The sequence below is a fragment of the Paeniglutamicibacter sulfureus genome (assembly GCF_039535115.1).
Lineage (GTDB): Bacteria > Actinomycetota > Actinomycetes > Actinomycetales > Micrococcaceae > Paeniglutamicibacter > Paeniglutamicibacter sulfureus.
The window spans coordinates 458,236-477,156 of the sequence record NZ_BAAAWO010000001.1; the positions used below are offsets into that span (position 1 = coordinate 458,236).

General features: G+C 65.3%; 21 protein-coding genes. 7 read left to right on the forward strand and 14 right to left on the reverse strand.

Annotated elements, in window-relative coordinates; translation table 11 throughout:
* Positions 1–23: 23 nt before the first annotated feature.
* The gene (gene poxB / locus ABD687_RS02055) at positions 24–1,748 is read right to left on the reverse strand and encodes a ubiquinone-dependent pyruvate dehydrogenase (protein ID WP_310287714.1); all 1,725 of its coding nucleotides are present in this window, start codon (positions 1,746–1,748) and stop codon (positions 24–26) included.
* A 208-nt stretch (positions 1,749–1,956) separates the two neighbouring features.
* Between poxB and ABD687_RS02060 the strand changes: the two genes are divergently transcribed.
* Positions 1,957–2,787, forward strand: a complete 831-nt coding sequence (locus tag ABD687_RS02060) for a thioesterase family protein (RefSeq protein ID WP_310287710.1) — start codon at positions 1,957–1,959, stop codon at positions 2,785–2,787.
* Here ABD687_RS02060 and ABD687_RS02065 read toward each other — a convergent pair.
* Together ABD687_RS02065 and ABD687_RS02070 are read right to left on the reverse strand one after the other, a co-directional pair.
* A complete protein-coding gene (locus tag ABD687_RS02065) occupies positions 2,756–3,367 on the reverse strand; it encodes a hypothetical protein (protein ID WP_310287707.1) in 612 nt (203 codons plus the stop codon). The genes ABD687_RS02060 and ABD687_RS02065 overlap by 32 nt on opposite strands.
* A gap of 103 nt (positions 3,368–3,470) precedes the next feature.
* Positions 3,471–4,082, reverse strand: coding sequence for a uridine kinase family protein (locus ABD687_RS02070; protein ID WP_310287704.1), 612 nt, complete (start codon positions 4,080–4,082; stop codon positions 3,471–3,473).
* A gap of 37 nt (positions 4,083–4,119) precedes the next feature.
* On the opposite strand from ABD687_RS02070, the gene ABD687_RS02075 reads away from it, so the two are divergent.
* Complete coding sequence (locus ABD687_RS02075; RefSeq protein WP_310287701.1) at positions 4,120–4,857, forward strand: lipoate--protein ligase family protein; 738 nt, start codon at positions 4,120–4,122, stop codon at positions 4,855–4,857.
* A gap of 9 nt (positions 4,858–4,866) precedes the next feature.
* Here the strand turns inward: ABD687_RS02075 and ABD687_RS02080 are convergent, their stop codons facing one another.
* Positions 4,867–5,154: a hypothetical protein gene (locus tag ABD687_RS02080; protein ID WP_310287698.1), complete on the reverse strand. Its 288-nt coding sequence runs from the start codon at positions 5,152–5,154 to the stop codon at positions 4,867–4,869.
* Between the two features lie 282 nt (positions 5,155–5,436).
* On the opposite strand from ABD687_RS02080, the gene ABD687_RS02085 reads away from it, so the two are divergent.
* Complete coding sequence (locus ABD687_RS02085; RefSeq protein WP_310287695.1) at positions 5,437–6,558, forward strand: zinc-binding dehydrogenase; 1,122 nt, start codon at positions 5,437–5,439, stop codon at positions 6,556–6,558.
* A 322-nt stretch (positions 6,559–6,880) separates the two neighbouring features.
* Here ABD687_RS02085 and ABD687_RS02090 read toward each other — a convergent pair whose 3' ends face one another.
* The 4 genes from ABD687_RS02090 to ABD687_RS02105 form a co-directional block, all read right to left on the reverse strand.
* A complete protein-coding gene (locus tag ABD687_RS02090) occupies positions 6,881–7,414 on the reverse strand; it encodes a hypothetical protein (protein WP_264269026.1) in 534 nt (177 codons plus the stop codon).
* Between the two features lie 244 nt (positions 7,415–7,658).
* Positions 7,659–8,288, reverse strand: a complete 630-nt coding sequence (locus ABD687_RS02095; protein ID WP_302266361.1) for an MBL fold metallo-hydrolase — start codon at positions 8,286–8,288, stop codon at positions 7,659–7,661.
* Positions 8,288–9,373, reverse strand: coding sequence for an S-(hydroxymethyl)mycothiol dehydrogenase (locus ABD687_RS02100; protein WP_310287689.1), 1,086 nt, complete (start codon positions 9,371–9,373; stop codon positions 8,288–8,290). The genes ABD687_RS02095 and ABD687_RS02100 overlap by 1 nt, the downstream gene beginning before the upstream one ends.
* A gap of 115 nt (positions 9,374–9,488) precedes the next feature.
* Positions 9,489–9,761, reverse strand: a complete 273-nt coding sequence (locus tag ABD687_RS02105) for a glutaredoxin domain-containing protein (RefSeq protein WP_310287686.1) — start codon at positions 9,759–9,761, stop codon at positions 9,489–9,491.
* Positions 9,762–9,796: 35 nt separating this feature from the next.
* On the opposite strand from ABD687_RS02105, the gene ABD687_RS02110 reads away from it, so the two are divergent.
* Complete coding sequence (locus ABD687_RS02110; protein WP_310287683.1) at positions 9,797–10,552, forward strand: SOS response-associated peptidase; 756 nt, start codon at positions 9,797–9,799, stop codon at positions 10,550–10,552.
* Here the strand turns inward: ABD687_RS02110 and ABD687_RS02115 are convergent.
* A complete protein-coding gene (locus tag ABD687_RS02115) occupies positions 10,549–11,982 on the reverse strand; it encodes an exodeoxyribonuclease VII large subunit (RefSeq protein ID WP_310287681.1) in 1,434 nt (477 codons plus the stop codon). The genes ABD687_RS02110 and ABD687_RS02115 overlap by 4 nt on opposite strands.
* 600 nt (positions 11,983–12,582) lie before the next feature.
* Positions 12,583–13,401 (reverse strand): helix-turn-helix transcriptional regulator, encoded by an 819-nt coding sequence (locus ABD687_RS02120; RefSeq protein ID WP_310287678.1) that lies wholly within the window; start codon positions 13,399–13,401, stop codon positions 12,583–12,585.
* Between the two features lie 286 nt (positions 13,402–13,687).
* Here ABD687_RS02120 and ABD687_RS02125 point away from each other — a divergent pair, with 286 nt between their 5' ends.
* Complete coding sequence (locus ABD687_RS02125; RefSeq protein WP_310287675.1) at positions 13,688–14,257, forward strand: DapH/DapD/GlmU-related protein; 570 nt, start codon at positions 13,688–13,690, stop codon at positions 14,255–14,257.
* A 16-nt stretch (positions 14,258–14,273) separates the two neighbouring features.
* On the opposite strand, the gene ABD687_RS02130 is transcribed toward ABD687_RS02125, so the two are convergent.
* Positions 14,274–15,527: an MFS transporter gene (locus tag ABD687_RS02130; RefSeq protein WP_310287672.1), complete on the reverse strand. Its 1,254-nt coding sequence runs from the start codon at positions 15,525–15,527 to the stop codon at positions 14,274–14,276.
* Complete coding sequence (locus ABD687_RS02135; protein ID WP_310287668.1) at positions 15,524–16,093, reverse strand: winged helix-turn-helix domain-containing protein; 570 nt, start codon at positions 16,091–16,093, stop codon at positions 15,524–15,526. Before ABD687_RS02135 ends, ABD687_RS02130 begins: the two co-directional genes overlap by 4 nt.
* Before the next feature lie 159 nt (positions 16,094–16,252).
* On the opposite strand from ABD687_RS02135, the gene ABD687_RS02140 reads away from it, so the two are divergent.
* On the forward strand, positions 16,253–16,666 hold the full coding sequence (locus tag ABD687_RS02140; RefSeq protein ID WP_310287666.1) for a helix-turn-helix domain-containing protein: 414 nt from the start codon (positions 16,253–16,255) through the stop codon (positions 16,664–16,666).
* Between the two features lie 174 nt (positions 16,667–16,840).
* Complete coding sequence (locus ABD687_RS02145) at positions 16,841–17,242, forward strand: VOC family protein (protein ID WP_310287664.1); 402 nt, start codon at positions 16,841–16,843, stop codon at positions 17,240–17,242.
* 348 nt (positions 17,243–17,590) lie between these two features.
* On the opposite strand, the gene ABD687_RS02150 is transcribed toward ABD687_RS02145, so the two are convergent.
* Together ABD687_RS02150 and ABD687_RS02155 are read right to left on the reverse strand one after the other, a co-directional pair.
* Positions 17,591–17,788, reverse strand: a complete 198-nt coding sequence (locus ABD687_RS02150) for a hypothetical protein (RefSeq protein WP_310287661.1) — start codon at positions 17,786–17,788, stop codon at positions 17,591–17,593.
* Between the two features lie 51 nt (positions 17,789–17,839).
* Positions 17,840–18,853 (reverse strand): AraC family transcriptional regulator, encoded by a 1,014-nt coding sequence (locus ABD687_RS02155; protein WP_310287658.1) that lies wholly within the window; start codon positions 18,851–18,853, stop codon positions 17,840–17,842.
* Between the last annotated feature and the right edge of the window lie 68 nt (positions 18,854–18,921).

The following is an 18,921-nucleotide window of genomic DNA, read 5'->3' on the forward strand; positions in this document are numbered from 1 at the left end:
TGTTCCGGCCCCCATACATATTTCTAGAAGAGCTGGCGCCAGTTGGTGGCGGCCAGATCCAGCAGCTCGTCGCCCTTTCCCGACATCACGGTGCGGACGGCGTAGAGCGCAAAGCCCTTTGCCTGCTCCGCGGTGACGGCCGGCGGCATCGAGAGTTCCTGCCGATCGGTCACCACGTCGATGAGGGCGGGTCCGTCGTGCGCCAGGGCCTCGCGCAGGACATCCGGCAGGTCCTTGGATTTTTCCACCCGGAACCCGCGGATGCCCATGGCCGTGGCGACGTCGGCAAAGTTGGGGTTGGACAGGTCGGTGGCGAAGGTCACGAACCCGGCGGCCTTCATCTCGAGTTCCACGAAGTTCAGCGACGAGTTGTTGAAGACCACGACCTTAACCGGCAGCTTCGACTGGACCAGCGTGAGCAAATCGCCCATGAGCATGGCCAGTCCGCCGTCGCCCGAGAGCGTCACGACCTGGCGCTGCGGATGGGAGGCCTGGACTCCGATGGCCTGCGGGATTGAGTTGGCCATGGTGCCGTGGCTGAAGGATCCCAGCAGCCGGCGCCGTCCGTTCATGGTGAGGTAGCGGGCCGCCCAGACCACCGGGGACCCGACGTCCGCCAGAAAGACGGCGTCGTCGTCCGCCAGTTCGTCCAGGGTGCGGGCGACATACTGCGGATGGATCTTCGCGCCCCGGCGCGATGGGGTGGCCAGGTCGTCAAGCTTCTCGCGGGTCTTGCGGTAGTGTTTCTGCGCGTCCTGCAGGTGCGTGGTGTCGGCCTTGCGTTTCAACAGCGGTGCCAGCACCTCCAGGGTGTCGGCCACCGTGCCGACCAGCCCCGCGTCGATCGGGGTGCGCCGCCCCAGCTGTTCCCCGCGCACGTCGACCTGGATGATCTTCGCATCCTGCGGGTAGAACTGCTGGTAGGGGAAGTCGGTGCCCAGCAGCAGGATGGTGTCGGCGGCGTCCATGGCCCGGTACCCGGAGGCGAACCCGAGCAGGCCGGTCATCCCGACGTCGTAGGGATTGTCGTACTCGATGTGCTCCTTGCCGCGCAGCGCGTGCACCACCGGGGCGCCCAGCAGACCTGCGATCTCCATGACCTGTGCGTGCGCGCCGGCCACCCCGGCGCCGGCCAGGATGGTAACCCGCTTGGCTGCGTTCAGCAGATCGGCCGCCCGGGCCAGGTCCTCGGCGTGGGGCAGGACGGCGGAGCGGCTGGCGTTGAGCACCGAGGCGCGCGTGCCCTTGGCCTCGGCCAGGGCGACGTCCCCGGGGATGACCAGCACCGCGACCCCGCGCCGTTCGATCGCGGTGCGCATGGCGATTTCCAGCAGCCGCGGCATCTGCTCCGGGGCCGAGACCGTCTCGCAGAACACGCTGGCCTCACGGAAGAGCTCTGCCGGGTGGGTCTCCTGGAAGTAGTTGCTGCCGATCTCGCCGGTGGGGATGTGCGCCGCGATGGCCAGCACCGGGACGCGGTTGCGGTTGGCGTCGTAGAGCCCGTTGATCAAATGCAGGTTTCCCGGGCCACAGCTTCCGGCGCACACCGTGAGGTTGCCGGTCATCTCCGCCTCGGCACCGGCGGCGAATGCGGCGGTCTCCTCGTGCCGCACCGGGAGCCAGGCGATGGACCCGTCCTTGCGCATGGCATCGGTGAGCCCATTGAGCGAGTCTCCCGCCACCCCGTAGATCCTTTTGACTCCGTTGGCCTTGAGGGTTGCGATCATGGTTTCGGCGACAGTGGGCATCGGTATCTCTTCCTGGCGGGTCGGGACGTTCCTGGCGGGTCGGGACGATTGTTCCCCACCCTACGCCGGGGTCTCGCGGCCCGCCAAGGGTCTTTACTGGTCACCGGACGGTTCCGCGGCCGAATTGTGGCCCGGGTCGCATTGCTCGCTAAGCTGGGTCCCGGATACACGGTGGCAGGGTTGCCACGGGAACAAGGGACGAGAGACCATGACGCAAACGGCGGCCGAACAGAATCTTCCGGAACTCGCGGTGGGGGATTTCTACTACCTCCCCACCGGCGTGGGCACCTACCGTTCCACGGTGCATGCCCAGGGGGCCTGGAACCCGCACGAGCAACACATGGCCCCGGCCACCGGGGTGCTGGTGCACGCCCTGGAGCTTTTCGCCCCACGGCCAGACATGCGCATGGCCCGGGTGAGCCTGGACATCCACGGGATCATCCACGGCGGGGAATTCGAAATCACCACGAGGATGATCCGCCCGGGCCGCACCATCGAACTCATCGAGGCGGAAATGGTTTCGCAGGGGCGCACCTGCATCGTCGCCCGCGGCTGGCGCCTGAGGACCCTTGACAGCTCCGCGGTGGCGGCCAGCGAGGACGCCGGCGTCATCCACCCCGAGGAATTGGTGACCTTTGACGGCATGTCGCCATGGCCCGGCGGGTACATCCGCGGACTGGAATTCCGTGGTGCCGACGGCCATCGCCCGGGCAAAGGGATCGTGTGGATGCGCAACAACTTCGAAATGGTGGCCGGTACGCACACCTCGGACCTGGTCCGGTTGCTGGGCATGGTCGACACCGCCAACGGCGTGGCGCCGCGCGTGGAGCCGGGGCCCGAGTCCTGGATGTTCCCGAACGTGGACCTGCAGATCCACATGCACCGCAAGCCCGCGGGGCAGTGGCTGGGGATCCAGGCGCAGCAGACCTACGGAACCGACGGCATCGGGCTGACCAGCGCGGTGCTGCACGACGTGCACGGACCGTTCGGGCGCAGCGAGCAGATACTCACGGTGCGTCCGGCCCCGGCGGGATCCTAGCCCCCGGAACCACTCGGCTGGAGGAACCCGCGAGGGACTGCTCGGCCCTGGTGAATGCCGATTCGAGTTCGATCACTGCCCGCCGGTAGTCAACCCCAACTCCAACGGCCGCGCCGTTGGGTTGGCGGCCGCGCAGGCGTTCGGCCTGCGCCAGGGCCTTGGCCAATGCCGCAGTCTCCGGGACGTCGACATCGTTCATCCCCGGGCTTGCAATGGCCGCGGCCGGGTCCAGTTCGTAGCGGCTCCACTGCCTGAGAACCTGGTCATGCCGCGATTCGAAAGCCGAGTGCTCGGCAAGCAGCCGGAAACCGGTCTGCACGGCCGTCCGCTGCACGACTTCGTGCACCAGGAAGCGGTGGGTGGCAAGGCAGGCGCCGCAGGCAGCAACCAACACCGCCACACCGGCCAAGGGGTTCACCAGCGCGGCACCCAGTGCCAACGGTGCCAGCACGCAGAAACCGCAGAAGCCGTACCAAAACCGGGCGTCGGGATCCTGTTCCAGTGATGGGCCGGAAACCATGAGCCAAGCTGTGGCCATGCCCAAGAGCATGGCCAGCAAGCCAAGTATCGGGGACAACACGCTCCACCTCCGGATCCGGGGCCCGATGCCGCAAAAATCCGGACCTCATGCTCCATTCCAACCCGTTCCGAAACGGAGGTCAAGGGGTGGTCGAAGAACCTGCTCAGGATGTGATTGAGGCCAGTGTTTCCTTGAGCGCCTTTTTCTTCACGGGTTCAAAACCGGCGGCCAGGTGCCGGGCACGGATGTCCCGATCGGCACGGAAAAGCGCGTAGCCGCGCTTGAGCAGGAACGGCAGCGGCTTGCGCCGCTCCCGCACATCGCGCACGAGCCGTCGGATCGCGGTGCCCAGGGCCGAGACCTCGATGTAGTACGCCCGCACTGGAACCCCCAGGCGCTGCAGCGGGGCCAGGATCTCGGAAACGAATATTCCCTCGGCGACCAGCGGGCCGCCATTGAGCTCGATCCGGCGCATCGAGTCGTAGCTTGAGGTGCTGATCGAATAGTTCGGGACCTCTGTCGCGCCGCTTTCGAGCAAGTCCACCAGGGCGTCAACAGCCAGGGCGCAGTTCCACGTTCCGGCGTGGTCCCAGTCGATTTCGCCGTAGCCGGTCTGCGGCAGCGGGGTCTCGGGGGTGTGCTCGGAGATCTCGCGGTAGAAGTTGTCGAGTTCCACATGGGGTCGGCCGAAGCGGTGGGCCAGGTAGGACTTTCCGGATCCGGAGGCCCCTCCCAGCAAGATCAGGGGGGAAAGTTGTTTCGGCACGACATCCATTATTCACTGCCGCGCATCCGGACCTAGAATCGTGCCCATGAGTCTTTGGAATCCCGATGTCGATCACCGGCTGAACGTTCGCATCGAGGAGCCCTCCGGGGACCCGGAGGCGGACCTGATGGCAGGAATCGGGCTACTCGCCGCGGTGCGCGACGGGGAAGTGCCGGCGGCGCTGCGGATCTATCGGCCCGATCCGACCCTGGCTTTCGGGCAGCGCGATGTGCGCCTGGCCGGCTATCCGCTTGCGGTGGCGCGGTCGCTGGAACATGGCTTTGCCCCGGTGGTGCGCAAGGCCGGTGGTCGGGCGGCGGCCTACCACCGCGGCACGGTGATCGTGGACCATGTAGAACCGGCCGACGAGGCCATGATGGGGCACCAGCACCGCTTCAAGGTCCTGGGTGCCCTCTACGCAGAGGCCCTGCGCCGCGGCGGCATCGACGCGCGGGTGGGGGAAATCGCCGGGGAGTACTGTGCCGGGGAGTTCAGCGTCCACGGGGTGCCGGGGGCCGCCTCCCGAACGCCGAACGCCGTGAAGCTGGTGGGCACCGCGCAGCGCGTGGTGTCCGGGGCATGGCTGTTTTCCAGCGTCTTCGTGATCGAGGATTCGGCGCCCATCCGCGCGCTGCTGGACGACGTCTACCGGGCGATGGAAATCCCGATGGACGCGGCCACCGTCGGCGCCGCCGACGACCTGCTGCCCGGCTACTCGACCGAGACGTTCATCGCCGATCTGCTGGCCGAATACGCGCAGCACGCGGAGCTGGCCGGGGCGTAGTCCCGGGATTCAGCTCTTCCGCCTTCCTATGACCAGGCCCGCACAAAATGCGGCGGCGCAGGCGGCCAGGGCGACAAGCAGCCAGCCGGTGATTTGCTGCGGGCCGAGAAATACCATGCCGGGGGCGAAGGCGCCTTCGCTCAGGGGCGCGTAGGCGAACCAGCCGAATTCGGCCACCTGCCCGCTGCCCGCGACCAGTGTCGCGACGCCCGCAACCAATGCGAGCAGGGCAATGGTTCCGGCGAGCGCCGCCGGTCTGCGCCGAGGATGCTTCCGGGGGTGACTGGGATCGTCCATGGGACGAGTATGCCACGTGGTAAACCTGAAAGTGGTGGTAGGACGCCGGTTTACGCGGTGCCGGCCGTTGCGGGCCCCGTGGGACCTTCCCGTGGCACGCACACACCGTGTGCAGGGGTGTGCATTGCGCGGCGCGCCGGAGCGGGCAATACTCGTCCCTATTGCACCGCGCTTTGCCCGATCCCCGGAGGTACCTGTCATGGCCCAAGAGCCGGCACCCGCCCATTGTCCGCCGCGGCCCGCCCCGGACACCCCCGCCCTTGAGAGCGGATGGAACGCCTGATGCGCGCGGCGATCCTGCGCGAGCTGCCGGGGGACGGCTCCGGGAACTATGCCGAAAGCCGGCCGCTGGCCATCGAGGAACTTGCCACACCCGGGCCGCGGGCCGCGGAGGTCGGCGTGGACATCATCTACTCCTCGCTGTGCCACTCGGACCTCTCGGTCATCAACGGGTCCCGGCCCCGCCCGCTGCCCATGGCCCTGGGCCACGAGGCGGTCGGACGCATCGCCTCCCTGGGCCCGGGAGTGGACCACCTCGAAGTCGGCACCAAGGTCGTGCTGGTCTTCGTCCCCGGCTGCGGCACCTGCCGTGCCTGTGCCGCCGGGCGCCCCGCCTTGTGCCACCGGGCAGCGGTGAGCAACACCGCCGGGGACCTGCTGCACGGAGAGGCGCTCCTGCGCGGGCTCGGCGGCGAGCGGATCAACCACCACCTGGGCGTCTCCGCCTTTGCAGACCACGCGGTGGTGGCCGTCGAATCCGTGGTGCCAGTGCCGGAGGATGTCCCCGATGAGGTGGCTGCCATGTTCGGCTGCGCGGTGCTCACTGGCATCGGGGCCATCAGGCACACCGCGCGGCTTGAAGCGGGCCAGTCGGTGATCGTCTACGGGCTGGGCGCCGTGGGGTTGGCGGCGATCATGGGCGCGGTGCTTGTCGGTGCGGGAAGCATCATTGCCATCGATCCGAACACGGCCAAGCATGACCTGGCGCTTGCCGCCGGGGCCACCGCCGTGGGGACGCCCGAACAGGCACGGGAGCTGGTTGCTGCGGCCACCGGCGACGGGGTCGACGTCGCGATCGAGGCATCGGGATCGGCCCGGGTGATCGGCGAGGCGCTTCAGGTGCTGACCCGCGGCGGGGCGGTCATCTGTGTCGGGCTTCCGCATCCGGAAGCCGAGCTCACGGTGCCGGCGCTGACGTTCGCCGGGGCGGGCAAGCGCCTGCTGGGTTCCTACATGGGCGATGCCAAGCCAGCCGAGGACATTGCCTACTTTGTCAAAGTGTGGCGCGAAGGCAGGCTCCCGGTGGAATTGCTACATAGTGACACCCGACCGTTGGAGGAAATCAACCAGGCCCTGGACGCACTGGCCGAGGGCCGGGTTATCCGCCGGCTGCTCAAGCCCTGAACGGGTCGTGCGCCGCCTTAGGCCCGGGGTCGGAGGCGGCTGCGCTGGCCAACCGGGAATCTGCGGTACCGGCCGGCGTCTTGTTCAGCGACACGCCATGGCGGGCTGGGTGACAGGCATGGTTCCGGTTTAGTTGCTGTCGCCCAACTCTCCACCTCGGCCTGAACGGCCGTGGATGACTTTCCCGAAGGACAAGTCGCGGAGCGGACGCGGCGGATGCCCAACAGCTGGTCGACCAAGGTGGTCAGCAGTCAAGCGCGGTAAGCATTAGAGGGTTCCAGCCGGTATCCTGGACCAGGTTGCGGGCCTTTGCCGTCAATGCTCAGAAATCACCACCCGGATACACTCCTTCAGGCAAGGTGAAGCATGCAGAGCCAGATGCAATACGAATTGCATTCGGGTCATCCCTGACGATGATGTAGGACGCTGCGGTGTGTGGAGAGCGTAGCTGCACCCGATAATTTCCAGTGATGCTGAGATCTGTTTCGATGGTGAAGCGGCTGTCCTGGTACTGCGCTTCAATCGCCTTGACGAGAGGCTCTGGTTCTGTCCCCTTGCTCAGAGTGACGGTTGTCGCCCCATTCCAATTATGTTGTGTCTCGCTGCAGCTGAATAAAGTACCGGTTTTCCCCTGGTCGATCTTCACCACTTTGTCTTCGGGAATCAGCCGGGCGATCTCCAGTTCCAGGTCTTGTGTCTGGGCCTTGGCCTCCTGCCACGTCAACCCGTTCCCCACAGGTGCGCCCTCTTTCGTTGTCGTCGATTTGGACGGTTCACCAAACTGATCACTGGGTGCGCACCCAGTAATACCAACCAGCACCAGCACCGCACCGACGGTCAGTCGCAACGGATTCATTTGTTCACCAGCTTTTCCATCTCCCTGAGTACTTTCTTATTGCCTTGGCGGTTAGAAGCGATGAGCGTGTGATTGTCCAACGAGTCGCCTTCGCCGAAAGGCCTCGTGTAGCAATGGTTCGCAGAAGCCTCATGGGGTACTTGGTGCTTTAGCGTGGGCGAGGCGTCGCTACGGCACCGGTTAAAGGTATGTGGGAGCCACGCACACGCGCGACTCCCACAGGAAACAACAGATCAAACCGGACTTAGTTACCGCGCTTGATCCATTCGTCCAGGTTTGGTGCCTCGGCGCCGATGGTGGTGGCATCCCCGTGCCCGGTGTTCACCACGGTGGTGGCCGGCAGGGCGAGCAGGCGTTCGCGGATCGAGTCGATGATCGTCTCGAAGCTCGAATAGCTGCGCCCGGTGGCGCCCGGTCCGCCGTTGAACAGCGTGTCGCCGGAGAACAGGGTTCCCAACGACTCGGCGTAGAAGCAGGTCGATCCGGGGGAGTGCCCGGGGGTGTGCAGCGCCACCAGGGTGGTCCCGGCAACCTCGAAGGTGTCCCCGTCATTGATCTCGTGATCCGCCGTGGTGCCGGGGAAAATCGCTTCCCAAAGCATCGTGTCGGCGGGGTTCAGGTGGATCGGTGCCTCGACCAGATCGGCGAACGCACGGGCATAGCGGATGTGGTCGTCGTGCCCGTGGGTCAGCAACACGGCCTTGACCGCGCGGTTGCCGACGGCCTGCTTGATCTTGGACGGCTCGTGGGCGGGGTCGATGACGAAGACCTCGTTCTCGTCCCCGATGATCCACACGTTGTTGTCCACGTCCCAGGTTCCCCCGTCCAGGGAGAAGGTACCGGAGGTGACCAGGTTTTCAATCTGCGCGCTCATTAGAGTTCCACCACCGAACGCAGGACCTTGCCTTCGTGCATCTTGGTGAAGGCTGCCTCGACGTCGTCCAGCTTGATGCGTTCGGTGACAAACGCGTCCAGGTCCAGGCGGCCGAGCTTGTACTGCTCGACCAGCATCGGGAAGTCGCGGGACGGCAGGCAGTCGCCGTACCAGGAGGACTTCAGCGATCCGCCGTGGCCAAAGACATCCAGCAGCGGCAGTTCCAGCTTCATCTCAGGGTTCGGCACACCCACCAGTACCACGCGTCCGGCGAGGTCGCGGGCGTAGAACGCCTGCTTGTAGGTTTCCGGGCGGCCCACCGCATCGATGACCACGTCGGCGCCGAAGCCGCCGGTGGCGGCCTTGATGCCCTCGACGGCGTCATTGGTCTTGGAGTTCACGGTGTGCGTGGCTCCCATGTTCTTGGCCATGGCCAGCTTGTCGTCATCCAGGTCCACCGCCACGATGGTGGTGGCGCCGGCCAGCTTGGCTCCGGCGATCGCGGCAATGCCGACGCCGCCGCAACCGATGACTGCCACGGATTCCCCGCGCTTGACCTCGCCGGTGTTCATGGCCGCCCCGATGCCGGCCATCACGCCGCAGCCCAGCAGGCCCACGGCGGCGGCGTCGACGTCCTCATCGACCTTGGTGCACTGGCCCGCGGCGACCAGGGTCTTCTGGGCGAAGGACCCGATGCCCAGGGCCGGCGAGAGCTCGGTGCCGTCCTCCAAGGTCATCTTCTGGGTGGCGTTGGCGGTGTTGAAGCAGTACTGAGGGGTGCCCTTGGCACACGCGCGGCACTGGCCGCAGACGGCCCGCCAGTTCAGGATGACGCGATCGCCCACCGCGACGTTGGTGACGTTCTCACCGATCTGGCTGACCACCGCGGTGGATTCGTGGCCCAGCAGGTACGGGTAGTCGTTGCCGATCCCGCCGAGCTTGTAGTGCAAGTCGGTGTGGCAAACACCGGCGGTCAGTACGTCGACGACGACCTCTCCGGGCCCCGGGTCGGGAACGATGATGGTCACCGTCTCAACGGGAGCATCCTTGGCGCGGACGATAACGGCCTGGACTTTTTGTGACATGTCACTCCAATTCTTGCGGACGGTCGCGCGCATGCGCGACAAAAGAATGCTTAACGCGGAAGGGGTGCCTCCTGCCTTTCGGCAAGTGGCACCCCTCCATCCAAGCACAGCCCGACTAGACGCGCTCGAGCACTTCCTCTATCCGCGGATTTGTTGCGGCGGTTCCGTCGGGGAAAATCAAGGTCGGCACGGTCTGGTTGCCGCCGTTGAAGGCCTCCACCAGCTCGGCGGTCCCCTCCACTTCCTCGATGTTTACCTCGGTGTAGCCGATCCCCTTGGCATCCATGAGGCGCTTGAGGTTCCGGCAGTAGCCGCACCACGAGGTGGTGAACATCGTGACGGCACCGGCTTCGGGAATGTACGGGGCAAGTTTTATATTTTCGCTCATACCCCACGTAACCGAGGACGTGAGAGTCTTATTCCATGTGCGGACGATTTGTGATGGCCAAGGCAATTGGCGACCTGGTGGCCGAAGCGGAGGCCGAGGCGGATGCGAACCTGGAACTGCGGCAATCCTGGAACGTTGCCCCGACCACCGACGTGCCGATCGTGCTCGAGCGGCTCGTCGAGGGGGCGGTGCGCCGGCAGGTGCATGTGGCCAAGTGGGGTCTGGTGCCGGGGTGGGCGAAGGACCCCTCCGTGGGAGTGCGCGCCTTCAATGCCCGCAGCGAGACCGTGGTCGAGAAACCGACCTTCCGGTCCGCGGTGGCCTCCAGGCGTTGCGCGGTGCCGGCCGAGGGCTATTACGAATGGCTGGCCGGGGACAGCCCCAAGGCCAAGAAGCGCCCGTTCTATGTGCATCCTGCCGACGACTCGCTGATCTTCTTTGCCGGGCTCTATGAATGGTGGAAGGACCCGTCCAAGGACGACGGGGACCCCGAGCGGTGGCTGCTCTCCACCACGATCCTCACCGCACCCTCCCCGGAAGCGGACTCGGAGTTGCCGGTCCTGCAGGAATTGCATGGTCTGCACGACAGGTTGCCCATCCCGCTGGCCAAGGATTCGCTGGCCGAATGGCTGGACCCGGAAAACAACAACGCCGTCGAGCTGGTGGAGATGGTGCGCGCCGGGGCCGCGACGGTGGCCTCGAGCTGGGAGCTGCGCGAGGTCGATCCGGCGGTGGGCAACGTGCGCAACGACGGGCCCGAACTCATCGAGACGCACTCGGGACTTTTCTAGACTTCAGCTTCCTTCGCGCTGAACGGCGGGTGACGCTGAAGTTTCCGCAGACGGTGGACGGTGCGGACCGTCTTGATCTCCGACATCCACTCCGACTCCGTAAGCGGGACGCGCAGGGGCTTTGCTGCAGGCCACTTGATCCTCTCTCGCGCGATATCGAGCCTCCAAGTGATGATCCAAGCCACCACGATTGCCGTACACCGGGTTATCAGGACAGCTGGAAACGTCGGTTCCACTCCAAAAAAGTCCAGAAGTCCGCTTGCCCCAAAGAAAACGGCAACAGCCAAGCCCACAGTGAGACCAGTGGCAAGCCGCGAATATCCCCGTACCCGTCGCCGCGCCATCTCCAGAAGATCATGTTTGTAACGGCCATCAAGCGTTGCGGCTTCGCTACGCAAGGTAAGGCACTTGTTGTTGGTTGAATCCAGTTCCGTTCGTGCGTCGGCAAGCTGCTTCGTGATTTCTTGAAGGTGGGCCAGGGAACTTGCTGCCTTTTGCTCAGCCTTGGCTTTCAATCTATTACTGAATTGCATATCGTGCGACTTGGATATTGCTGAAGCTGCCGCACTCGGTGCCACGAATGATGCCCGCGCCACCCGATCTGCCAGGAAGACATCGTCCTTGTGGCCAATGGCCGTAATAACGGGAACTTCGGAGGCGGCAATCAGTCCAGCGACAATTTCATCGTCAAACACCTGCAGCTCGGACCAATGTCCTCCTCCGCGCAGCAGAACGATCATTCCATAACGGTGTTCATGAGCTGAATGGATCAGCGAGCGCAAACGGTCCGGTGCCTTGTCCGTGCTCCACGTTATCGCTTGGTATGTGATTTTTGAGCGCTGGGAGTGGTGGCGCACCAGTTGGCGTTTGAAATCATTTGTCCCACGGGCGTTCTCGGGAGCAATGACCATTACCCGTTCAAGATTGGCATGCGGGACGGGAACTCCGGAGGTCGAATCGATATGGACCAGATCGTGCTCGAGGTGAAGACGAGGACGGCCGGGATAGCGGTCCCTGAATCGTGTAAGCAGTTCCATCTGGTCGCGATGGAACTGGCCGTTGCGTATGGAGGGTGAACTGATTTCGAGAGTTCGCAGTTGGAGTCGGTTGTTCCACATCCGGGTTTCGCCTCGTACTGTCAAGCTCATTCCGTCGGTCAACACCTTCTCGAGGGATGAACCGCCTTCGGTGAAGCCTTTGTCAATGCGTTTTTGTCCGTCAGGCCATATTCGACATGGAAGGAAGTGGACGCTCCCGGTGACTGCATCCTTGGTGACCAGATCGAAATTCCAGGAGGAGTCCGGCCACTGTCGTGCATCCTTGCATTCTCCGGTGATCGAGTAAACCCTCCCCTTAATCGAATCTTGAATGAACTTGCTGAGGTCTCCCGCGGATATTGTTTCGGGCGGAAAATCAAGTGGATTGTTCATGTCCGGGTCCTCTCGCCGGTGGCTGCTGACGGATGCTGCGAGTGTATGGCAGAGGCTACCGAAGAGGGTGGACAGATAGCAGATTCGGCACTGCCCGGGGCTTGGCGATATCACCTGTTGGACGGAGGTCAGCGACCGGCGGCCATGGTCACCAGGGCACCGCGGCTTTGCACCCCGCCGACCGGGGGTAACGCCCCGGCCGCCGGCGTGACGACGTCCGGGCCCTGCTACGCACCACTGCGTATGGCACACACCGGAACCGTGGTGAACACTGGGACGTGTCGGCGCGAAGGGAACGCGCCACCAAACTCGGAGGAATCGGGCATGGAAATCAAGACTTGGGGGATCCGTGCCGCTTCGGTCGTCGGAGCCGTTGCACTTCTGTCGGTGCTGGCGGCCCCGGCGGCGCCGGCCCACGAATGTTTCAAGAAGCAGTAGTCGGATTCGGCCAATGCGAAGCGGCTGCAACGGGGGGGCGGTGGATCGCGTTGGATGATCCGGCGAACCGGTTCATCATCCAGGGGGTCGCCCCGGACTGCGTGGGCAAGGTAGATCTCGTCCCCTCCCTAAAACCGTGGATGGAAGAGGAAGGCATTTGATCTACAACAACTCCAACATTTTCCCGGCGTGGTAGCCGGGAAAATCGTAGGAACCGTCGGGCCGCTGGGGGAGCAACCCGCATTCCTGGGCGCGGAGGACCGCCGACAGACGGTCCACCGCGCCCAGCTTTCTATATAGGTTCTCTTGGTGCTTGTGGATCGTGCGCGGTGATACACAGAGACGGGCAGCGATGCCATTTGCCGTGCACCCCTGGGCAACCAGGGCCAGAACCAGCTGTTCGCGCGCGGTCAGCGGGTGCTTTGGTGCGGACACCGGTGCGGTCAACAACGACTCGAGCATGCGGATGTGTGCATCCAGGCCGCGAACAATCGGCTGGATGGATCGGGCAGACTCTTGGTCGCGCTCAAGGTAGGCGCCGTCGCTGACAAATCCGTAGGTTGCGGATTCCGGCCCGATGGTGGCCAGCGGCAGTGAGAGTTGGTGGGTGCTGAGACCTAGCCGGTCGATCATGGATGCTGCGAACTCGGAGACCGGCCAGCCTCGCTCCGCTGCCTGGCGAAGCGTCACCGGCGTGGGGTCGCCGGTGGTGTTGTGGTAGGCGAACACCGGGTGGTCACTACCGGCCCGTTCCACCGCCAGTGGCCAGTCCGAGGTGTCAAGCGCCGCGTACTGGCCGAAGATGGATGGCCCGCCGATTCCGCCGTTCATGGCCAACGGCGCACGGACCGCCGCGAAGGCGCGGAACGAATCCAGCAGAGCCTCGTGCAATTGTTGACGGGCAATCCCCGGGTCGCTTTCCTGTAGGATCCCGGCGGCAGTATCGAGCCATCGGTCCCGCAACCGGTCGGAGCTCTCCATGCAGGCTTTCCTTTCCCCCAGTAAGCCGCGACGGAAGTACACGTTGGTGCTAGGTTACGCCCCCGTGCGCCCGGACGGGAGGGGGCCAGCGGGGATCAGACGAGATGGACCGGGGAAACGATGGGGCCATGAGAAGTGGACAGGGCTGGGACTTGAAGACACGCACTGCGCCGCAAGGCTCCGCCAGCGCGCTTCGCGGTTATGGTTCAAGAGTGCCTATGTATTGGTAAGCCAGCAGTTGAATTGGTGGGTGCAGATTTTGCCGGCACCCGAATGAAGGGACATCATGGAACTCAATGACCTCCTGAAGGAATTGGATGCGGGCCGCACCATCACGGGGGACTCGCCGTTGCATGTACTGATGCACCGGGTCAGCCAGGAAGCATTGCACATAACCGGTGAGCTCAACAGCGGCTACCGGGAGCCGGAGCGCGTTCGGGAGCTGCTTGCGCAGCTGACCGGAAGGCCGGTTGACGAATCCGTGACGCTCTTTCCGCCCTTCAACGCCGACTTCGGGAAAAACATCACCCTCGGAAAGCGGATCTTCATCAATGCCGGGTGCAAGTTCCAGGACCAGGGCGGGGTGAGGATCGGGGATGACACCCTCATCGGGCACAACGTGGTCATCGCGACGCTGAACCACGACCTTGCACCGAGCCGACGCGCGGACATGATCCCGGCACCTGTCGTGATCGGCAGGAATGTGTGGATCGGATCCAACGCGACCATCCTTCCGGGGGTGCACATCGGGGATGATGCCGTCGTCGCCGCAGCCTCGGTCGTCACCAAGGACGTGCCAGCAGGAGCCGTTGTGGTGGGATCGCCCGCAAGGGTGGTGCGCTCGGTGGCCGACTGAGGCCACCGTTCGAGCGCTACATGGCTCCGTCGACCGCAGCCGGCTCTTCCGCAGCCGGCTCGGGTTCTCGTCGGCTCCTCAGCATGGACCAGGCGCAGCCGGCTATCACCAGCCCGGCAATGAGCATCAGCCAGCGATAATCCACGACCGACACCAGCAACGCGCCCGCCGCGATGGAAGCCAGTTGCGGGACGTTGAGCACCAGGTTGGTTGCCGCGGCCGCCCTGCCCTGCAATCGGGCAGGGGTCAGCCGTTGGCGGGTGGTCACGAGTGCAACAAAGATCCACGGGATGCCCACCCCGGCCAGGAAGAGTGCGGGGATCACGACCGCCGTCAGCAGCTCGTGGCGGGCGACAAACGGCACCAGGTCCGCCGTGGCGCCAAAGGCGGCAAGCCCGATCAACGCCAACCCGAGGCCGACCGCCCGTCCGGGGCCCACCCTGCGCAGAAGGATTGCCGCCGTGAGGCCGCCCAGGATGCTTCCGGCTCCCTGCAGGCTCATGAGCACCCCGAAGAATCCCGGTTCCCGGCCCAGCCCCTTGTCGATGAGTTCGAAGAGCGCCGAGTCGAAGAGGCCGATGACGCCCAGGGCCACGGCCGTGACGAGAACCATGCGCCACAGGAGCGGCACGCCGTTCAGGTGGCGGAAGCCGGCGGAGTGCTCGTGCCAGAAGCCGCCGCGTTCGGAGGCCGGTTCCGGGGCTGATTCCTGCACCGACACCGTGAGTAGCAGCACCGCGGTGAGCGCCAGGGCGCCGGCGACACTCAGGGCCAGCGCGCTGCCGCCCCACAGCGTGTAGAGCGCGGCGCCCAGCAGTGGCGTGAAGATTCGCAACCCCTGGTCGATGGTGGACAGCAGCCCGTTGGCGCTGTCCAGGTGTTCGTCGCTGAGCATGTCGCGCACCAACCCTGATTGCGCGGCTCCATTGAGGATCCCCAACAACCCGTAGATGAAGGCCACCGCATAGATCAGCCAGAGATCGCCGGGGCCAGTGACCAGCAGGAGCAGCAACGCGCCGGCGCCGGAAACAGCGTTTCCAAGAATCAGCAGCCTGCGGCGGGGGAGCCTGTCGGCGAGCGCGCCGATCAGCGGGGAAAACACGATGGGTAGTCCCAACGCCAGGAAGACCAGGCCTGCGGCGCTGGATGAGCCGGAGATGTCCTTGACCCAGATGGACAGCGTCAGGAACAAGGCACTGTCGGCAAGGTTTCCGATGGTCCACGCGCCGGTGAACCTGCGGAACATCGGGATGGAGAGCAGGGCTTTCAAGAATCCGCTTCCTTGGCCATGAGGTCGTGGGCCAGGGTCGTGGCCATGAAGACTCGGACGGGGGCGGCGTCCGCCGGCCGCTGTGCCGGGTCGGTGATGCGCCCGAGGTAGGGGGCAATAAGTTGTCGGTAGCTTTCCGAGATGGCGTCGGCTTCTTCCGGGGTGAGGAACAGGGTTGAACCGGCCTCGAACAGGTGTCCCTTCCAGCCATCGGGCAGCGGGAGGCGCCTGCCGGCGCGTATGCGTTCGAATTCCCAGGTCTGCAGCATCTCACCCAGCGCGACGGCGGCCGTTTGCGCCTCTTGCCCGGTCTGGTCCCTTCCCAGATTTTGCGTGATGTCAGTGATCTGCCACGGCTTGTCGCGTCCGGTGGCCTCGGATGCCCGTTCGATGTAGCCGTGTTGGGCCAGGGTGCGCAGGTGGAATGAGCAGTTGGACGGGCTCTCATCGACGTACCCGCTGGCGCGGGCGGCGGTGATCGGGCCGTGGGCGGCAACCACCTCAAGAAGCCGGATGCGCAGGGGATGCGCCAGAGCCCGCATGGCCTTGGGATCGGTGATGTCCATGGGCCACACGCTACTGTCGAAAGAACTCTTTCGCAATAGTTCTTTCGATTCAAATCCCGTACGGATTCATTGACGGCCTCCGGCCAAACGGCTTGCCGCCGGTCCGTGGCGGGAAGGTCCCTGCTGCCGCATGGGAATGGCGCTGATAGCCTCGAACCCATGAAGCCGTACGAGCTCGAGGTGCTCACCGCGCTGCGCCGCGCCAAGGACATGATCGACCGCGACTACGCGAAGCCCCTTGACGTCCCCACCATGGCGGCCAAGGCCATGATGTCCCCGGCGCACTTCTCCCGGCAGTTCAAGGCCACCTACGGGCAGAGCCCCTACGCCTACATGATGACCCGGCGCATCGAGCGTTCCATGGCGTTGCTCAGGTCCGGGATGAGCGTCACCGATGCCTGCATGGAGGTGGGGTGTACCTCTCTGGGATCCTTCAGCACCAGCTTCACCCAGATCACGGGCGAAAGTCCCAGCGGATACCGGAACCGGGAACATACCGCGGTGGAAGCCATGCCTGCCTGCATTGCCAAGTCCGTGACCCGCCCCAAGAGCACCAGGGTCCAGCGGTACTAGCAGCTTTCATCCCTTCCGGCGCCGGACGCTCGCGGATGGCCGAATGGACCGGCGCTCGCCGAGGGGCACCTTGACCGGCCGCGCCCGGTCGACAGTGCGGAGTCCTTGGCCGTTCTTCGATATCGAGCAGGATCCAAGAAGCGCACCCGGGGGCTTGGTGCCTATCGTGGAGCCATGGATATTTCACTGCAATACTCACACATCACCGTCAACGACGTCGACGAAGCGATCCCGTTCTACCGCGACGGGCTGGGCCTGAGGGTGGAGAACGACGTGGCCTCGGGCGAGCACCGCTGGGTCACCCTGGCCTCGGACACCCAGCCGGGGCTCGGAATCGTGCTCTCGGACCCGCACGCGGGGCGCTCGGAAGCCGACGGCAACGCCATGCAGGAGCTGCTCACCAAGGGTGTGCTGCCGATGACGGTCTTCAGCACCAGCGACCTTGACGGACTCTTCGAGCAGGTTCGCGCCACCGGGGCCGAGGTCCTCCAGGAACCCATTGACCAGCCGTGGGGCCCGAAGGACTGCGCGTTCAGGGATCCCTCCGGCAACATGATCCGCCTTTCCCAGCGCTAGGCACGCTCCGTCTGGGAACCGCAACGGGCAGGGGCATCGTCGTGCTGACGATGCCACTGCCCGTTGCCGTGGCCTGTGTGCCTACCGGATCGGCGGGTACGGCCCGATGGGTTCAGGTTCGGTCGGCGGGTAGGGGCGTTCAGGCGCTGGCGGATGTGGAACGGGGCCCGGGTCCGGCGGCGGCTCGTTCGGCGGAACCGGTGGAACGCCGTCGGGTTCGGGCGGTTTGACCGGGGGCTCGGGAGGCTGTGGGATTGTCATGGTCACTCACTTTCTTCCGATAGTGGAGTCAAGGCCAGTGTATGGCGAGCGCCGGTGCCGGCGTAACCCCCGGAACGGCATGGAGCATCACCGCGTCGCGGCCAATGCGCTGCGGCGATCGTGCAGCACCAGCACGAAGACCAGCCCCATCGGCACACCAAACTCGATGGCCGCTTCGCCGGCCAGCACGCGCCCGGCAGGTGCTCGGGAGGGTCGTGCGCCGGTGGGGGTGTCGGACAGGGCACCGAAGAGGTTTTGGGCGAAAAGTTCCCGGAGGCGAGTCACGTCGCCGCCATGGGCGGAAGGAACCTCAAGCGCGCCCTGACCCGTAGAAGGCTATGGGACGGCCCGGGCGGCCTCCATTGGCCGGGGCAGGTTGCCGCCGTGCGGAGTCGGGCCCGGCGCCGCGGCATGCGCAAGGTAGGTGCGTTCCCGGTACCGGGTGGGGCTCACCCCGAACCGTCGCTTGAAGGCCGTGCTCAGGGCGAAGGGGCTGCCGTAGCCGACCTTGGCGGCGATCTGCGCCGCGGTCAGCCGCGGGTCGGCGAGCAGCTCGCTGGCGAGCAGCATCCGCCAGTTCGTCAGGTAGGTCATCGGTGGTTCGCCGACGCCGGCGCGAAACCGGGCGGCAAGGGTCGCGCGGGACACGTTAAGGCGCTGAGCGAGGGACTCAAGGTTCCAGGCCTCGGCGGGGAATTCGTGGAAAAATTCCAGGGTCAGGGCGATCAGCGGATCCGTGCCGCCGGCGAGCCAGCCACGTGCGGTGTCGGGATGGAGCGCCGCCCACGCGCGGATCGAATGCACCAGAAGCACATCGAGCAGTCGGTCGATGGCGCTGCCTTGCCCCGGCGCGTCGCTGGTGATTTCACCTTCCAGGAACCCCAGCAGGGACGGACTGACGTGGCCGGCCGGAACGACGGCGATGCGGGGCAGGGCGGTGGTGACCGCCGCGCCGATTTCCGCTTCGGTTTCATAGGTGCCGATCAGCATCGTGGTCTGCCCGGCAGAGGCGTTGCCCCAGGTGCGTATCCCGTGGTTCATGCTCGTTTGGAGATCCCTTCCGGACGGGGAAGTGCACCGCTGGCCGGGATGGATGAGGACATCCGGGGTGCGGGACGGATCATCCGACACCGTGTAGGGGTCCGGGCCACGAACGATTGCCACATCGCCCTGCCGCAATTCGAATCGTTCATTCCCGGCTTCCAGCCACGCATTGCCCGACATCATGGCGATGACAGTCAAGGGCGCCCTGTCCTGCACGTTGATGGACCAGTTCGGGGCCATGACCACGCGGAGGGCAAAGGCGCGGCGCGCCCGGGGGCCGTCGAGCAGGTGGGTGAGTGGATCCATGCGCCCACTCTAGACGATCGCGTATGGATCTCCGCCGTAGAACTATTCAAAGTGTGAACCGGGTGCCG

Coding starts and splice junctions, on each gene's coding strand:
- poxB (WP_310287714.1), bottom strand. CDS start 1,748: ATGCCCACTGTCGCCGAAACCATGATCGCAACCCTCAAGGCCAACGGA.
- ABD687_RS02060 (WP_310287710.1), top strand. CDS start 1,957: ATGACGCAAACGGCGGCCGAACAGAATCTTCCGGAACTCGCGGTGGGG.
- ABD687_RS02070 (WP_310287704.1), bottom strand. CDS start 4,082: ATGGATGTCGTGCCGAAACAACTTTCCCCCCTGATCTTGCTGGGAGGG.
- ABD687_RS02075 (WP_310287701.1), top strand. CDS start 4,120: ATGAGTCTTTGGAATCCCGATGTCGATCACCGGCTGAACGTTCGCATC.
- ABD687_RS02080 (WP_310287698.1), bottom strand. CDS start 5,154: ATGGACGATCCCAGTCACCCCCGGAAGCATCCTCGGCGCAGACCGGCG.
- ABD687_RS02085 (WP_310287695.1), top strand. CDS start 5,437: ATGCGCGCGGCGATCCTGCGCGAGCTGCCGGGGGACGGCTCCGGGAAC.
- ABD687_RS02090 (WP_264269026.1), bottom strand. CDS start 7,414: ATGAATCCGTTGCGACTGACCGTCGGTGCGGTGCTGGTGCTGGTTGGT.
- ABD687_RS02095 (WP_302266361.1), bottom strand. CDS start 8,288: ATGAGCGCGCAGATTGAAAACCTGGTCACCTCCGGTACCTTCTCCCTG.
- ABD687_RS02100 (WP_310287689.1), bottom strand. CDS start 9,373: ATGTCACAAAAAGTCCAGGCCGTTATCGTCCGCGCCAAGGATGCTCCC.
- ABD687_RS02105 (WP_310287686.1), bottom strand. CDS start 9,761: ATGAGCGAAAATATAAAACTTGCCCCGTACATTCCCGAAGCCGGTGCC.
- ABD687_RS02110 (WP_310287683.1), top strand. CDS start 9,797: ATGTGCGGACGATTTGTGATGGCCAAGGCAATTGGCGACCTGGTGGCC.
- ABD687_RS02115 (WP_310287681.1), bottom strand. CDS start 11,982: ATGAACAATCCACTTGATTTTCCGCCCGAAACAATATCCGCGGGAGAC.
- ABD687_RS02120 (WP_310287678.1), bottom strand. CDS start 13,401: ATGGAGAGCTCCGACCGGTTGCGGGACCGATGGCTCGATACTGCCGCC.
- ABD687_RS02125 (WP_310287675.1), top strand. CDS start 13,688: ATGGAACTCAATGACCTCCTGAAGGAATTGGATGCGGGCCGCACCATC.
- ABD687_RS02135 (WP_310287668.1), bottom strand. CDS start 16,093: ATGGACATCACCGATCCCAAGGCCATGCGGGCTCTGGCGCATCCCCTG.
- ABD687_RS02140 (WP_310287666.1), top strand. CDS start 16,253: ATGAAGCCGTACGAGCTCGAGGTGCTCACCGCGCTGCGCCGCGCCAAG.
- ABD687_RS02145 (WP_310287664.1), top strand. CDS start 16,841: ATGGATATTTCACTGCAATACTCACACATCACCGTCAACGACGTCGAC.
- ABD687_RS02155 (WP_310287658.1), bottom strand. CDS start 18,853: ATGGATCCACTCACCCACCTGCTCGACGGCCCCCGGGCGCGCCGCGCC.